This is a genomic window from Aliivibrio sifiae (assembly GCF_002954705.1).
In the GTDB taxonomy this organism is placed as follows: Bacteria; Pseudomonadota; Gammaproteobacteria; order Enterobacterales; family Vibrionaceae; genus Aliivibrio; species Aliivibrio sifiae_A.
In genome coordinates, this window is sequence record NZ_MSCO01000002.1 from 913,342 (window position 1) to 927,880 (window position 14,539).

General features: G+C 37.4%; 16 protein-coding genes and 1 pseudogene. 9 read left to right on the plus strand and 8 right to left on the minus strand.

Features of this window, described 5'->3' with window-relative positions:
• Positions 1 to 679: MGH1-like glycoside hydrolase domain-containing protein (locus BTO22_RS15075; RefSeq protein ID WP_258132615.1), on the plus strand; the 679-nt coding region annotated here is incomplete at its 5' end.
• 67 nt (positions 680 to 746) lie between these two features.
• Here the strand turns inward: BTO22_RS15075 and BTO22_RS15080 are convergent.
• A complete protein-coding gene (locus BTO22_RS15080) occupies positions 747 to 1,142 on the minus strand; it encodes a DoxX family protein (protein ID WP_105056178.1) in 396 nt (131 codons plus the stop codon).
• A gap of 18 nt (positions 1,143 to 1,160) precedes the next feature.
• Positions 1,161 to 1,586: an organic hydroperoxide resistance protein gene (locus BTO22_RS15085; protein WP_105056179.1), complete on the minus strand. Its 426-nt coding sequence runs from the start codon at positions 1,584 to 1,586 to the stop codon at positions 1,161 to 1,163.
• A 149-nt stretch (positions 1,587 to 1,735) separates the two neighbouring features.
• On the opposite strand from BTO22_RS15085, the gene BTO22_RS15090 reads away from it, so the two are divergent.
• Both BTO22_RS15090 and BTO22_RS15095 read left to right on the plus strand, forming a co-directional pair.
• Positions 1,736 to 2,203: a MarR family winged helix-turn-helix transcriptional regulator gene (locus BTO22_RS15090; protein WP_105056180.1), complete on the plus strand. Its 468-nt coding sequence runs from the start codon at positions 1,736 to 1,738 to the stop codon at positions 2,201 to 2,203.
• A gap of 152 nt (positions 2,204 to 2,355) precedes the next feature.
• Positions 2,356 to 3,024: an OmpA family protein gene (locus BTO22_RS15095; protein WP_105056181.1), complete on the plus strand. Its 669-nt coding sequence runs from the start codon at positions 2,356 to 2,358 to the stop codon at positions 3,022 to 3,024.
• 165 nt (positions 3,025 to 3,189) lie between these two features.
• Here BTO22_RS15095 and BTO22_RS15100 read toward each other — a convergent pair whose 3' ends face one another.
• Positions 3,190 to 3,360, minus strand: coding sequence for a hypothetical protein (locus BTO22_RS15100; RefSeq protein ID WP_105056182.1), 171 nt, complete (start codon positions 3,358 to 3,360; stop codon positions 3,190 to 3,192).
• Positions 3,361 to 3,416: 56 nt separating this feature from the next.
• Here BTO22_RS15100 and BTO22_RS15105 point away from each other — a divergent pair, with 56 nt between their 5' ends.
• The 5 genes from BTO22_RS15105 (at position 3,417) to BTO22_RS15125 (ending at position 8,125) form a co-directional block, all read left to right on the plus strand.
• Positions 3,417 to 4,115, plus strand: coding sequence for a metal-dependent hydrolase (locus BTO22_RS15105; RefSeq protein ID WP_105056183.1), 699 nt, complete (start codon positions 3,417 to 3,419; stop codon positions 4,113 to 4,115).
• 166 nt (positions 4,116 to 4,281) lie between these two features.
• Complete coding sequence (locus BTO22_RS15110) at positions 4,282 to 4,674, plus strand: hypothetical protein (RefSeq protein WP_105056184.1); 393 nt, start codon at positions 4,282 to 4,284, stop codon at positions 4,672 to 4,674.
• 100 nt (positions 4,675 to 4,774) lie between these two features.
• Entirely contained in the window at positions 4,775 to 6,841 is a 2,067-nt protein-coding gene (locus tag BTO22_RS15115) for a protein-disulfide reductase DsbD family protein (RefSeq protein ID WP_374954026.1), read from the plus strand.
• Positions 6,841 to 7,389, plus strand: coding sequence for a protein disulfide oxidoreductase (locus tag BTO22_RS15120; protein WP_105056186.1), 549 nt, complete (start codon positions 6,841 to 6,843; stop codon positions 7,387 to 7,389). Before BTO22_RS15115 ends, BTO22_RS15120 begins: the two co-directional genes overlap by 1 nt.
• Positions 7,390 to 7,399: 10 nt before the next feature.
• Positions 7,400 to 8,125, plus strand: a complete 726-nt coding sequence (locus BTO22_RS15125) for a DsbA family protein (RefSeq protein ID WP_105056187.1) — start codon at positions 7,400 to 7,402, stop codon at positions 8,123 to 8,125.
• A 53-nt stretch (positions 8,126 to 8,178) separates the two neighbouring features.
• Here BTO22_RS15125 and BTO22_RS15130 read toward each other — a convergent pair whose 3' ends face one another.
• The gene (locus BTO22_RS15130) at positions 8,179 to 10,965 is read right to left on the minus strand and encodes a bifunctional diguanylate cyclase/phosphodiesterase (protein ID WP_105056188.1); all 2,787 of its coding nucleotides are present in this window, start codon (positions 10,963 to 10,965) and stop codon (positions 8,179 to 8,181) included.
• Between the two features lie 338 nt (positions 10,966 to 11,303).
• Here BTO22_RS15130 and BTO22_RS15135 point away from each other — a divergent pair, with 338 nt between their 5' ends.
• On the plus strand, positions 11,304 to 12,110 hold the full coding sequence (locus BTO22_RS15135) for a GGDEF domain-containing protein (protein WP_105056189.1): 807 nt from the start codon (positions 11,304 to 11,306) through the stop codon (positions 12,108 to 12,110).
• A 13-nt stretch (positions 12,111 to 12,123) separates the two neighbouring features.
• Here the strand turns inward: BTO22_RS15135 and thiE are convergent, their stop codons facing one another.
• From thiE to BTO22_RS15155, 4 genes and pseudogenes are all read right to left on the minus strand, one after another.
• Positions 12,124 to 12,744: a thiamine phosphate synthase gene (gene thiE, locus BTO22_RS15140; RefSeq protein WP_105056190.1), complete on the minus strand. Its 621-nt coding sequence runs from the start codon at positions 12,742 to 12,744 to the stop codon at positions 12,124 to 12,126.
• A 10-nt stretch (positions 12,745 to 12,754) separates the two neighbouring features.
• A complete protein-coding gene (gene thiM, locus BTO22_RS15145) occupies positions 12,755 to 13,558 on the minus strand; it encodes a hydroxyethylthiazole kinase (RefSeq protein WP_105056191.1) in 804 nt (267 codons plus the stop codon).
• Between the two features lie 31 nt (positions 13,559 to 13,589).
• Complete coding sequence (gene tenA, locus BTO22_RS15150) at positions 13,590 to 14,252, minus strand: thiaminase II (RefSeq protein ID WP_105056192.1); 663 nt, start codon at positions 14,250 to 14,252, stop codon at positions 13,590 to 13,592.
• 34 nt (positions 14,253 to 14,286) lie between these two features.
• Positions 14,287 to 14,539: pseudogene (locus BTO22_RS15155) on the minus strand (ABC transporter substrate-binding protein); the annotation flags it as partial.

The following is a 14,539-nucleotide window of genomic DNA, read 5'->3' on the forward strand; positions in this document are numbered from 1 at the left end:
CTCGTTATTACAAGAATCCGTTGACCAAGCAAGCTACATGTTCAGTGACAACCAATATCTAGCTCAAATGGCTGATATCCTAGGTAAAGATACTGATGCAAAAGAGTTCCGTGAAAAAGCTGATAAATTAGCAACTTATATCAATACTTGTATGTTTGATGAAGGTACTGGTTTCTTCTACGATATCCGTATAGAAGATAAACCATTAGCAAACGGCTGTGCGGGTAAACCAATTGTTGAGCGTGGAAAAGGCCCAGAAGGTTGGTCACCACTTTTCAATAAAGCAGCAACCCAAGCCAATGCTGACGCTGTTGTTAAAGTAATGAAGGATACCTCTGAATTCAATACTTATATACCATTAGGTACAGCAGCACTATCAAGCCCTGCATTTGGTCCTGATATTTACTGGCGTGGGCGCGTTTGGGTTGACCAATTCTACTTTGGCCTAAAAGGCATGGAGAGCTACGGCTACCGTGATGATGCGGTTGAAATGGCAGGTGTATTCTTTGATCACGCAGATGGTTTAGTTGGTGACGGTCCTATCCGAGAAAACTACAACCCACTAACTGGCGACCAACAAGGCGCACCAAACTTCTCTTGGAGTTCAGCTCACCTTTACATGCTTTATAATGATTTCTTTACTGCAGAAAAGCAATTGAATAGATTAAGTAACAAATAGAAAAAAGGGATATGAATCACCTCATATCCATTTTGCTTTATGCTTTATGCTCTATATTATTACATCATTATGATACTGATTTTGCTTTACAACATTCAGGCATTGAGTGGCCAGAAAGTACTAATAAACCTGCAAAGATACCTAGATTTTTAATGAAGTTTTGCATCTCGTGCGCCCCTTCTAGACCTGTATAGTTCCAGAAATCATGGAGTGACACATTAATGACTAACACTAACCCTGCTAATAACAAGGCAACTATCCATGTAAAACGGTTTGCTATCAATAAAATAGCAGCACCTATTTGGAAAACACCAGCAATTCCTAATAAAACAGGAACAAATGGCATGTCATGCTTTTCCATTAATTGGATATGCATATCCCACGACACAAATTTCATTAGTCCTGGAACTAAGAAATACAGCGCTAAAAGTACACGACCTACGGTTAGTAATAGAGTATTCATTTAATCAATCCCTATGACTTAAAGTGCGACACCATTTACTGATAATCTCACATCAATATTGCCTTTCACGGCATTTGAGTATGGGCAGACTTGGTGTGCTGTTTTCACTAATTGTTGAGCTTGTTCTTCATCCAGTTCTAACGTTACAGCTAAAGATACCGTCAATGCAAAACCACTGCCCGCATCATTTGGACCAATACCCACTTCTGCCGTCACTGGTGCTTGAGTTAGCTTGATTTTCATTTCACGAGCCACGTGCAAAATCGCATTTGAGAAACACGCAGAATAACCTGCCGCAAACAATTGCTCAGGATTAGTTGCTTCACCGGTACCACCCATCTCTTTTGGGTAACTTAATGCAAGATCAAGCATCTTATCGTCAGTTATAACCTGACCATTACGTCCTGCTGATGCAGTTGCTTTAGTTTTATATAATGTAGTCATGATGATGTCCTTAATTCTAAATATGCTTCAATGTTAATTAAATTGCCAACAATTAGGTTGTGCGCAATTTATTTTCAGTGAGTATAATTCGATTCTTAGATGAAATACAAGTATATTGTGCACAACCTATTTTTATACAGAGTATTGAGATGACTACCTCAACTGAAAAATACAATCAAAATAATGTGGAAACACCTCAATTATTACTTAAAAATCAAGTTTGCTTTTCTCTTTACAGCGCAGCAAACGCGATGATAAGAGCTTACCGTCCACTGTTGAGTGAACTTGATCTTACTTATCCCCAATACCTTGCGATGATGGTTATTTGGGAAAAAAATGGCATTAACGTAAAAGATCTTGGTCACGATCTTCATTTAGACTCAGGTACTTTGACGCCTTTACTTAAGCGGTTAGAAACAAAGGGCTTCATCACAAGAGAACGCTGCAGTGAAGACGAGCGCATTCGGTTGGTTTTTTTAACCAAACAAGGAACAGAATTAAAAAACAAAGCGCTTTCTGTACCTAATGGGATTTTTTGTAAAAGCCAATTAGAAATTGAAGAACTACAGCAATTAAAAGCAACTTGTGAAAAATTATTGGCCAATCTTGAAAAGTAATTTTCACTAAAAAGTCACTACCCCAAAAATACAAAGTGACTACTCCACAAAATTATAGGCATTTCTATCAATAAACTATTTCTTAAGGCATTGATTTTTGATCATCTAGGAGTACACTGCACGGCACAGATGTATATAACTAGAGACAAAGAATGAAAAAAATCACTATTGCGCTTGCATTACTTATCACTTTAACTGGTTGTCAGGCTACTCAACGCCAAAATGCAACTACCGGTGAAACAGAAACAAACTCTGCAACCAAAGGGGCTCTTGCTGGTGTTCTAGCAGGTGTTGCTATTGGTCTTGCTAGCGGCGATAACGCAAAAGAACGCCGTAAAAACGCTCTTATTGGTGCGGCAGCTGGTGGAGCTGTTGGTGGCGGTGTTGGTTATTACTTTGATAGCCAAGAAGAAGCATTGCGTAATGAATTAAAAAGCTCTGGTGTACAAGTGGAACGTGTTGGTGATAATGAGTTAAAACTTATTATGGACAATGGTGTTGGCTTCCAATCTAGCTCTTATCAATTAGATGCTAGCATTTACAACACATTAAATGGCGTTGCTCGTATTCTTGTTGAATACCCAGACACCGCTCTTCAAATTGATGGTCATACAGATAGTTCTGGTAACGATACTAAAAACCAAACTCTGTCGGAGCAACGTGCTAATTCTGTTCGCACTTACCTAATTAAACAAAAAGTTGCCGCTGGACGTGTTCATGCCCGTGGCTACGGTGAGCGCTATCCTGTTTGTGATAACTCAACATCACAAGGCCGTGCGTGTAATCGCCGTGTAGAAATCACTATTCTACCGCTTAAATAAACATCACATAATATGAAACCCAAATAAACTGTATATATATACAGTTTATTGTTGGTTTTTATTATTTGCTGTTATAGAATGAAAATCCCTCGCGATGCTGTCATCACGGGGGATTTTTGTTTCCAATTAAGCGTATAACTCAAAGCAGTGCCACTAATCAATAAACTATTGAGTCGCATCCTCAATTTTTTCAAGCACAAGATCTTTACCATCAACGAGGGTGTCTTGTACTTTTTCAAAGGCATCTGAATCCATAACATTTTGAACTTCATCGCCATAATTCATTCCAATGTAAATCCCAAGGGCGATGCACAGTAATGCAAATACTTTAAACATGATTATTTTCTCTATTAATTCAGCGTGTATCTTACAAAAGAAATCTTTAAAAACCTATGGCAAATTTTAGTACTCATTTTAACAGCGCCGCTTTAGTCTCAGGCGTAGCTTCTGCAGCTTTGCTTTCGGCAAACCACATTGAACTAAACACAGCATTATGGCTTTGGTTTTTAGGTACAATTGGTGGACTATTACCCGATATCGATTCAGATAACTCTACCTCTTTAGATATTATCTTTAACCTTTTTACTATTTGTATTGTCTTACTCAGCATTCGCTACTTTACCAGTGATGCTATTGATGAAAGACAATTTTTACTTCTAATCGGTCTACCTGTTGTTATTCATATTTTTATCAAATACGGTATCCGTAATGTCTTTGAGTGGCAAACAATACACCGTGGAATATGTCATTCACTGTTGTTCCTTTTATTTTGTGGATTACTGACAACAAACATCACCATGTTCATTTTAAATACCGAATTACAAGGCGCAGATTTAATTGGCTGGCTTTCTGGTATGTTTGTTTTTGGTGGCGGGTTAATTCATTTACTATTAGATGAAATATACAGTGTAGACCTTGCAAATGTTCGTATAAAACGGTCCTTTGGCTCAGCATTGAAGTTAACTGATTTTTCTAATCTTCCTTTATCGATTTTTTTTCTTATTACTGTTGTTATCTTGGCGTTTCTCGCACCTCCAATAGGCCCAACCATTACTACATTAAATAATTGGCACTCATTTAAAATTTGGTGACCATGAAAAAAAATTGAACCATTCCGAAGTTCATGATGTCTTCTCTTTTGAGGATAACGGTTCGTACCTATTCTTATTTTTATCCGTTAACAAAAACAGCATTGATATTGATATTTATCTCCATAAAATAGCACTGCTGTTACTAACCTAGAATTGAGCTGATTTTTTGAAATTCTCATTACTCCAATACAAGCGTCAAACCATCGCTTCATGGTCACTACTATTAGTGAGTATTGTGCTTGTTGTGTGTTTTTCTCAAAATTTAGGGTTCTCGTCTGCTTGCCCTATTGTTCCTAGCTCTGATGTCAAAGAACAATTACAACCACAAACACAGTCGTCATCTCAACCTGAAGATGATAACCAATCTCAGTGTCATAGTAGCGAACATCTTGTTAATGCCCATTCGGTTCATTTAGATTTAGCTATTCCCATGTTTATCATCGCGCTGCTTATTATTGCGTCGATACTCAAACAATCAGGGACCGCCTATTTCTTCACAGAACCAATCACCTCTTACGGTGTGCGGCGGCATTTGGCGTTCTGTACCTTTCAAGAATAAACACAACGTAAGTACTTATATCTTTTTATATAATTATTTTCGGAGTATCACTGTGTTTACAATTCAAAAAAATAAATCCATCGCTCGATTACGTTCAGTGATGATATTGACTGCAACTTTACTGCTGTCACTCTTTGCCGTACCTGCAATGGCACAATCATTATCTACCGGTTGGTTAACCCATCCAGATCATCCGCCCGCGCAAGTTCGCTTTATGCTTACAGGCGAAGTAGATAAAGTAAATAATCAAGCCAGAGGTTTGCTTGAAGTAAAGCTTGATGGTGAGTGGAAAACGTATTGGCGCTCACCAGGTGAAGGGGGAGTTTCTCCTGTACTTGATTGGAGTAACTCCAATAATGTTTCTAATCTTAAATGGCATTGGCCTACACCTGCTTACTATGAGCAATCAGGTATCATGACATTAGGGTATAAACATGACGTTATTTTCCCTATGGAACTCACATTTAATGACATTAATAAACCAGTCAATTTTTCAGGTAAATTGACGCTGCCAACCTGTACCAACATTTGTGTCTTAACTGAATACGATTTGGAATTAGATCCTATTGCTCTTACTGATATTGAAGCTAACCCTGAGGCTCAGCATCTATATCAACAAGGGATTTCAAATGTTCCAACACAAAGTAACTTAACTCGTATAATCGCGGCCTCATTTAACCACGAATCACAACAATTACAGTTGCAACTAGAACATACTGATGGTTGGGAAAAACCACAAATTTTAGTTGATGGCCAAGAGATTACTGATGATTATTTCGCTCAACCATCTATCACTATCGATGGAGATATCGCAACAGCAACTTATAAAGTAACAAACTGGTTAGGAAAAACCGATTTAGTTGGAAAATCAATTTCAATTACGGTTTCTGACGCCCTTTTTTCTCATGAATTGAGTACTGTTATAGATAATAAACCGTTTGTTGAACGTTCATCAACGAGTTTATTAACTATCATGGCTTTTGCGTTATTGGGTGGATTGATTTTAAACATAATGCCTTGCGTACTGCCTGTGTTAGGCATGAAATTGAATAGTATGCTAGCTTCATCTCAATCAACTAAACGCTCTATTCGCTTACAGTTCTTTGCTTCTGCTGCTGGGATTATCTCTTCGTTTTGGCTCATTGCGGTAGGATTACTTGCTTTAAAATTAACAGGCAACGCTATTGGATGGGGGATTCAATTTCAAAGCCCTATTTTTATCGGTTTCATGGTAACAATTACCGCACTATTTACTGCGAATCTACTGGGGTTATTTGAAATTCAACTGCCAAGTCGATTCTCAACGTCTATCGCAAATAAAGGAAATAACTCAACATTAGGCCATTTCATACAAGGTATGTTTGCGACCTTACTTGCAACGCCATGTAGTGCACCTTTCTTAGGGACAGCTGTCGCCTTTGCCTTAGGTGCAAGCACAATAGAAATGTTACTGGTATTTACCTTCTTAGGACTAGGTATGGCCTTACCTTGGCTTTTGTTTGCTCTATTTCCTAATTTTGTCACACTAATGCCAAGACCGGGGTCATGGATGAATAAAGTCAAAGTACTTTTTGGCTTAATGATGCTTATTACAACGTTATGGTTATTAAGTTTATTAACGCCATTCATCGGTGGTTTTTCTACGTTTATCATCGGCTTCTTATTAAGTATTTATTTACTGTATCGAGTTGGGAAAACTCAAGGTAAAAATACCGTCATTGCGATTATCGCTGTCATTGTATTAACAAGCAGCGCCGCCCTTATCATTGGAAGTATGACAACCAAACATTGGGCAACACCTATTGAAGATAATTTAGCGTGGCAGCCACTTAATGAAAATGCCATCAATGAGTATGTCGAACAGGGAAAAACTGTGTTTGTCGATGTCACTGCTGATTGGTGTATCACTTGTAAAGCAAATAAAATCGGCGTTATTTTACAAGACCCTGTTTATCCTGCATTACAACAAAAAAACATAATTACCATGAAAGGTGATTGGACTCATCCAAGCACAAAAATTACTAATTACTTGAAAAGCCATCAACGATTTGGAGTTCCTTTAAACGTTGTTTATGGACCTAACGCCCCTCAGGGAATCGCGCTTCCTGTTCTATTAAACAGCGATGATGTTATCCAAGCTTTAGAATACGCAGGGAGAACTCCATAATGTTGCTAAAATCACCAAACAACCAAACAAAAAAGAATAAGAATAAGAACTCGAAGGCAGATATAGTTAAATTCGTTAAAGAAATAACGAAATTCGCTTTCTTTATTATCCTATTGGTTTCTGCTATTGATTTTTGGCGCAGTAAAGATATGCCATCAGAATTAATACCACCGCTATCTATAAATACGATTGATGGCGATTGGGTTGATATAGAAAAAATGAGCCATGAAAAACCCGTTTTACTGTATTTTTGGGGAACATGGTGCCCTATTTGTAATATCGTAAGTCCTAGTGTTTCTTGGCTTGCCAGCGATCACCAAGTGGTGTCGGTTGCCATCACGTCAGGTGATAATAAACGTTTGTCACAATTTATGAATTACAAAGAATATGACTTCCCTGTAGTCAATGATTCAACAGGAAATATAAGTAAAGAGTGGGGAGTTACGGCTACCCCTTCAATCGTCATTATTAATAATGGCAAAGTTTCTTCTATCACAACCGGGGCAACTACCCCTATTGGTTTGTGGTTACGTTTATTTTTTGCTTAAGGTTATTCTCATGAAATCATTACTACTATCAGTATCAATTACTGCAAGCCTTCTTTTATCGCCATTGGTTTCAGCCAAAGACATTACTCCAATTCAAAAAAAGCAGCTTACTGAAATATCAGGATTATTACGTGATAATCCTGAATTAATTAACCCATTACATAGCAATTTAAAGCAATACCTTGATGGTCAAAAATCATTAGAGACTATCTTAAAAACTAACCACGACTATTTATATAACAATCCACAGCAGCCGTATTTTGGTGCAGAAAACCCTAAATTAACCATCATCAATTTTACTGACTATAATTGCCCTTATTGTAAGCGCTTAGAATCAGGGCTAGTTGGAGTAATTAAAAAATACCCTGAGATCCGTGTTGTAAATGTTCTGCTTCCATTTCAGCAACGAATGATCCCTGGACTAAAAACCAATACTGCATGGTACGCGTTAAATGTATGGGAAAATGACCACTCTAAATTCGCAGAAGTACACCGTTTGATGATGGCAAAACCATCTCGCCACGACAGCAGTTCTATAATGAAAATTGCAGAGTTAACTAAAACTCAAAAAGACTTAACCCCAAACCAGAAAAAAATGGCATTAGTTGAAAAAAATGAACAGATCTTTAGTCAATTAGGATTAAGAGGTACACCAAGTTTAATCATTGGTAATGAAATAATTCCAGGGTTCATACCTCAAGAAGACTTAGAAAAAATGATAGCTAAACAGCTGTAATTACTTTCTTATGATACAAAAGCAGTTATTGATTAAACAATAACTGCTTTTTATCACATAAATTTGGGTTCGATGCCAATTGCTTCTTGTTGAAAAGAATGGTGTTTAATAAACACTTCAAACTCAGTAACAGGCAAAGGCTTACTAAATAGATATCCTTGTCCGTATTCACACCCTTTCCCCATCAAGAATTCAAGATGCTCATTGGTTTCAATCCCTTCAGCAACAACCGATAAATTCATGCCATGAGCAATAGAAATAATCGCATTTATTAATACTTCATCACGAATACTACCAATCCGGTTTACAAATGAACGATCTATTTTTAATCGATTCAATGGTAAATTTGATAAATAACTTAAACTTGAATAACCAGTGCCAAAGTCATCTAAAGCGATCAACACCCCAAGATCTTTAATCAATTTAATTCGTTCAAGAACTTCACTAGCACTATCTAATAGAGCGCTTTCTGTTACTTCAATAACGATAGAACTAGGCTCTACATTATAATAAGAAATTACATGCTTCACTTTATCAACGACATCAACATCACTCAGTTGTATTGCTGACATATTCACAGAAACTTTATTAACCCCTGTTGCATTATCTTGCCACTCTTTAAGCTGTCTTATCGATTCAAATAATACCCAATAACCCAGTTGATGTATTAACCCAGTATCCTCCGCTAACGGAATAAATTCATTAGGCGAAACAAGTCCTTTGCTGGGGTGATTCCAACGGATCAGAGCTTCTGCAGAATCGAACATACTGGTTCTTTGATTTAAAATCGGTTGATAATACAGTTCAAATTCTTGACGATCTAAGGCATTACGTAAATCACGTTCAAGATTAAAACGCATACGCTCTTTATTTTCCATTTCAGAAGAATAATAAAATACATCAAGTAACGAATGTCTTTTTGCATAATGTAAAGCCACGCCAGCCTGACGAAGTAATTCTTCTGCATCTTTACCACATGAATCACATGTTGCAATGCCAAGGTTGACATGAGTAATATGATTTGATTCTTTGATCTGTATTGGGGTATTAATAATGGTTTTCAGCTCTTTTATACGCAGAGATAAGGTTTCTTTATCGTGGGATGAAACAAGGTATATGAATTCATTTCCTCCTAAACGCGCGAAAAATTCCCCATTACACACTTCTTGATTAATACGCAAAGACAGCTCAACTAGCATCTCATCACCATATAAATGTCCATAATGATCATTTATAAATTTAAACCCTTTAATATCAATATGTAAAATAGTAAAAGGTTGCTGATTAGAAAGGTAAAAGTTCATGCTATTCAATAAAGCATAACGATTTGGTAAATTTGTAAGACCATCAAAATGCGCTTGGTGTTCTATCTCTTGTTGATATTCTACTTGCTTAGTTACATCATCAACCAAAGCTAAAATACCAATCAGATCATTACCATCATAAAGCGCAGACAATTTCCAAATAAGAATAATGACAGTGCCATCTTCTGTAACAAATGGAATTTCACATTCAGCATGTTCAGAATGCCCTTCTCGCATTTTCTCTAATTCATGTGTCATTTGAGAAAAGTAGTCACCAATAATACCGGTACGCGAGGTTATATCTTGGTCTAATAATTCATCAGAGCTCAAACCAAACCAATTTTGGCATGATTGAGACCAGCGACGAATTGTTAAGTTTGGCCCCCATTCAACAACACCATACGTTGAATTATCTAAGAGGTTATTAATACGGGTATAAGCTCGATTAAGCCGTAACTCTTTATCTATTAACTCCTTCTCAATAAACCCTTGCTCTTGAACAACCCAATCAAAATTTTCAGAAAGATTTGATAGTTCATTCCCCGCTGAAAACTTAGCTCCTCTTTTTTTCTCGACATATTTTTGCGTAGAAGATAACAAAGTTTGTATGGGTTGAATCACATTACGATTAAAGCCTAATAATAGAATTAACAAAAATAATATAATACTAATAGCAAACAAGCTCACACTTCTAACTAACGTATCCATTACACCTTGATAGGCATCATCAAGAGGTAACGCAATAATCATCTGGCTATAATTTTTACTATTATTAGGGAACAAAGGAACGCTAGCAGCAAGAAATGATACCCCCTTTTTATTTTTCACTTCGAATACAAACGGATTTTTTTTATACATTTTTTGCTTAACAACAAGCGGCACTTCCTCATTGTAATGGGAAATAACATTATTATTAGACGTTAATATATTGCCATTATTATCAACTAAAACGGCGATGGTATTTTTAGGTAAACTAAACTCTGCAAGCCTCTCGCTCCACCAATCTAAAGAAATAACAGCCACAGCAGCTCCTGTAAGGACATCTTCTGAATCATAAACAGGGTATGCGAAATTAATCGTATCTTTCTTTATAATACGATCAATTTGAAATCCACTAATAGAGAAGACCTCACCAGTAATGACTTTTCTAAAATAAGATCGGTCTGCGACATTAATTACCGATGCCGAGCTTAATGCTGAACAGTCAAAAGAACCATCTAGCCCTGCGATTGCGATGTTTACATAGTGTGTATTTAATTTAAGCGCCTGTTGAACAATGTGTTTACACTGTGGAGAGTTTGGTTTTTTCACATCATCAACTTGGCTCAGTTGAACGAGAAATTCTTCAGCTTCGTTAATAATAGAAAACTGCTCACTCGCTAAACTACTCGCAATTTGCATTGCGTCAATTTCAACGTCTTCTTTCGCGGCTCTATATTCATAAAACATATTAGAAAAGATGATGACACTAGCAGGAATAAATGAGAACAGAATAATAAGCCAAACTTTGGTCTTTAGTGAGTGATAAAGCTGCACGAATATTCTTATCCTTAAAATTAAGTCGAGGGCTAATTTATACGATTTTTAATTAAATTTTATACAGTTACTAGCTAAAATAGAACATTTATCCATCACTAGCAATCAATAGATCTTTGTTAGGCATAAAATTTTTTAACTGCTATATGTGCTTCATACCAGAATTCATAATACCCACTCACTCTTGTCTAACAAGGCATATTTATAAAAACAAAGGTTTCATCTATCATTTAATTAATCCTCTATTCTCATTACTTTTTTATTTACTCTTCCCACTTGTTTTTTACGAAAAAATAAGTAATCTTAACATTCACAGAACAACAGTCGATTAAATTAATATGACCGAATATCATGTTCCTGTTATCGTCACAGGTATCTCAGCATCTCTTTTAGCTACTATTATTGCAGCTAGCCATTACGTCGGCTTTGATTCTCTTTCTGATGTTTTTTTCGAAGGAACTACGCTCACGTTACTTATCTATATGTTCCTAACTCTTAAAGGTCACCTTGTCCCTTATTCGAAAATAATGATTGGTGCTTACCTTCTTTTGTTCAATAAACTTTACGATCTTTTAACTGAAGTGCCTGCCATTGAAAACTATTCTGATAATTATGAAGTAATAGATACTCTACTTGATGATGGTACGCTATTAGTCGCTTTTTTTCTTATTGCTGTCGGACTAACTAGCATAGTAAAAAACATAATAAAAGAAAGTATGAAGGATGATTTAACACGACTCTATAATCGAAAAAAATTTCCTGAAATTAAATTATCGTCCTTTGACCTTATCTATTTTGATTTAAACGGATTAAAGCAAGTTAATGATATTAAAGGACATGCAGTAGGCGATTTAATGATTATTCGTTTCGCCCAAACCTTAAAAGAGCACTGTTTAAAAAATGAAATGGCCTTTAGAGTCGGAGGAGATGAATTTATTGCGACCGTTGAACCAGAAAGAGCATTAACCTACATCAATTCAGTTAATATGTCCCTATTAAATGAGTCTATTTCATTTTCATATGGCATTGAAAAAGCGACGAAAGATAATTTTACAGAAGCCCTTATTCGCTCAGATAAAGCCATGTACACAATGAAAAAATCCCAAAAAGAGAGCACCGAAAGTGCTCAAATTTTATATCGTTAAGAAAAGAGAGTAACTAACGGCCCATTAATCCAAGTAACTCTTCACTTGCCTGCTTTGGCGACTCTGCATGACAAATTGCAGACACTAAAGCAATTCCACTCACTTGAGTATCTGCGATCTCCTTAATGTTCATTTCATTAATTCCACCAATCGCAACAAGTGGGAGCCTACTTTCTTTAACGGCTTTAGTTAAACCATCAATGCCCCACTCTTTAATTATATTGGTCTTTGTTGGCGTAGAAAATATTGCACTGATGCCAAGGTAATCAACAGGAAGCTCTTGAGCTTCACGCAACTGAGTTTCATTTTCAACAGATAACCCTAAAATCATATCAGGGCCAATCAACTTACGCGCCAAGCTTGCTGGCATATCTGTTTGCCCTAAATGTACCCCATCCGCCTTAACCGCTAGAGCTACATCAACACGGTCATTAATAATCAATGGAACGCCGCTGCCTTCTAGTACTTGCTTTACTGCTGCTGAGCGCTCAATAAACTGGCGTACATCACCATGTTTTTCGCGAATTTGTACCATGGTAACGCCACCTTTAATGGCTTCTGCAACCACATAGCATAACTCGCTGATGCTTTGCTTATCATCTGTCACTAAATACAGCTTATAAATATTGCTCATTCTTTACTGCCTATGCATTAACCGTCAGTTTTAATCGACGTACCAGAGTCTCTTCATCTAACTGATACAGAGCATCCAATAAATTCATTTGCAAACTGCCTGGGCCTGCGGATTTCTCTGCTGCTATCTCGCCAGCAACACCTAAAATAGCCGTTGCAGCAACACCAGTTTCATCTCCAATGGCTGCAAATGCGCCAGTTAGCGCGGTATGAGAACAACCCATTCCTGTCACAAATGGCATCATTGCGTGACCATTATTTAACTTGTACTGCGCCTCTTTTGTAACGATATAATCCGTTTCACCCGAAATCACAACGCTGCACTGATATTGCTGCGCTACATAACATGCTGCTCCCAACGCTGAATCACTGCTGTCTAGTGCATCAACGCCTTTGCTTTGTGCATTCTCACCCGCTAGAGCAATAATCTCAGACGCATTACCACGAATAATTAACTTGTTTGCAGTTTCTGCTATTTGACGAGCCGTTTGGGTTCGTAATTGGCTTGCTCCGCATCCCACAGGATCAAGTACCACCACTTTATTATTAAGGTTTGCTTGCTCTACCGCGAAATGCATTCTTGGTGTCCATACGCTATCGAGTGTACCGATGTTGATCACTAACGCACCAGAAAAGCTCATCATCTCTGCCATTTCTTGTTGGCTGTGCGCCATGATTGGTGAAGCGCCTAACGCCAATAAGGCATTCGCTGTATTGTTCATTACGACATAGTTGGTAATGTTTACAACCAATGGCTTTTTCTCACGCAATACAGCCAAGGCTTCAACGATGCGTTGTGTATTCATAATTGTCATTGTTCTTTCCCTATTCTTGTTAATACACGCTTTATGCGTCGTCTAATCCTTGCTGCCAAAACGCCACTTCCATTCGAGTCGCCGTTTTAAAAATATGACACAAACGCTGTCCACGTTGGCTGTTCAACTCAATATCATTCAGTAATACATCTAGTTGCTTGATACTTCTCTCTATCCCTTCTTGAAACTCTTCTCCGCCATACATTTTTATCCAATTAGCGTAAGGATTACCTTCAAAGACAGTAGAGTTACTCGCCAATAATTGCGCTCCAATAACGGCGTAACCAATAGAGCACGGCGCTAATGCCGCGTAGAGATCAATCACATCTCCCGACATTCCAGAGTCTAAAACAAAACGTGTATAAGCGACGGTTCCAAAAGCTTCTGGTTCGGCTTCCATCTCCGCTTCTGACACTCCCCACTCACCACAATACGCGACATGATGAGCGATTTCAGAATCTAATAAAGCTTGAACACTTGGTAATGCCATTCGCATTTCCGCTAACGTTCTCGCTTTATAAATCGCCAATGCATAGGCTCTGGTGTACTGCTTTAAAAACAGAAAGTCTTGTTTTAAATAATGTAGAAATGACGAATGTGCTAACTCTCCAAGCGCTAATTGTTGAACGAAACTGTGCTCGGTGTATTCAACCCACTCGCTTTTGCATGCTTGAATTAAATCTTGATGATTCATACTGACTCTCTAAAAAATAAACAGGAAAAATGGATTACAACACCGGCACAAAATCTTGTGCTTTAGGCTGTGTTTTTATGATTTTATGTTGGTACATGAACTCAGAAAAACGATTGTAACGCTCTAAATCCACCGCAGATGGACGTAATGCAAAACGCGTTAATGTGTCATTCCATGCACGTTTATTTAATTCATTGTTTAGAGTGTCTGGCGCGTAAGAAACAAAGGTTTTCCACGATTCATCAGGGTGGTTCACAATAAATTGCGTCGCTTTTTCGATAGCGTGG

Coding starts and splice junctions, on each gene's coding strand:
- BTO22_RS15080 (WP_105056178.1), bottom strand. CDS start 1,142: ATGAATACTCTATTACTAACCGTAGGTCGTGTACTTTTAGCGCTGTAT.
- BTO22_RS15085 (WP_105056179.1), bottom strand. CDS start 1,586: ATGACTACATTATATAAAACTAAAGCAACTGCATCAGCAGGACGTAAT.
- BTO22_RS15090 (WP_105056180.1), top strand. CDS start 1,736: ATGACTACCTCAACTGAAAAATACAATCAAAATAATGTGGAAACACCT.
- BTO22_RS15095 (WP_105056181.1), top strand. CDS start 2,356: ATGAAAAAAATCACTATTGCGCTTGCATTACTTATCACTTTAACTGGT.
- BTO22_RS15100 (WP_105056182.1), bottom strand. CDS start 3,360: ATGTTTAAAGTATTTGCATTACTGTGCATCGCCCTTGGGATTTACATT.
- BTO22_RS15105 (WP_105056183.1), top strand. CDS start 3,417: ATGGCAAATTTTAGTACTCATTTTAACAGCGCCGCTTTAGTCTCAGGC.
- BTO22_RS15115 (WP_374954026.1), top strand. CDS start 4,775: ATGATATTGACTGCAACTTTACTGCTGTCACTCTTTGCCGTACCTGCA.
- BTO22_RS15120 (WP_105056186.1), top strand. CDS start 6,841: ATGTTGCTAAAATCACCAAACAACCAAACAAAAAAGAATAAGAATAAG.
- BTO22_RS15125 (WP_105056187.1), top strand. CDS start 7,400: ATGAAATCATTACTACTATCAGTATCAATTACTGCAAGCCTTCTTTTA.
- BTO22_RS15135 (WP_105056189.1), top strand. CDS start 11,304: ATGACCGAATATCATGTTCCTGTTATCGTCACAGGTATCTCAGCATCT.
- thiE (WP_105056190.1), bottom strand. CDS start 12,744: ATGAGCAATATTTATAAGCTGTATTTAGTGACAGATGATAAGCAAAGC.
- thiM (WP_105056191.1), bottom strand. CDS start 13,558: ATGACAATTATGAATACACAACGCATCGTTGAAGCCTTGGCTGTATTG.
- tenA (WP_105056192.1), bottom strand. CDS start 14,252: ATGAATCATCAAGATTTAATTCAAGCATGCAAAAGCGAGTGGGTTGAA.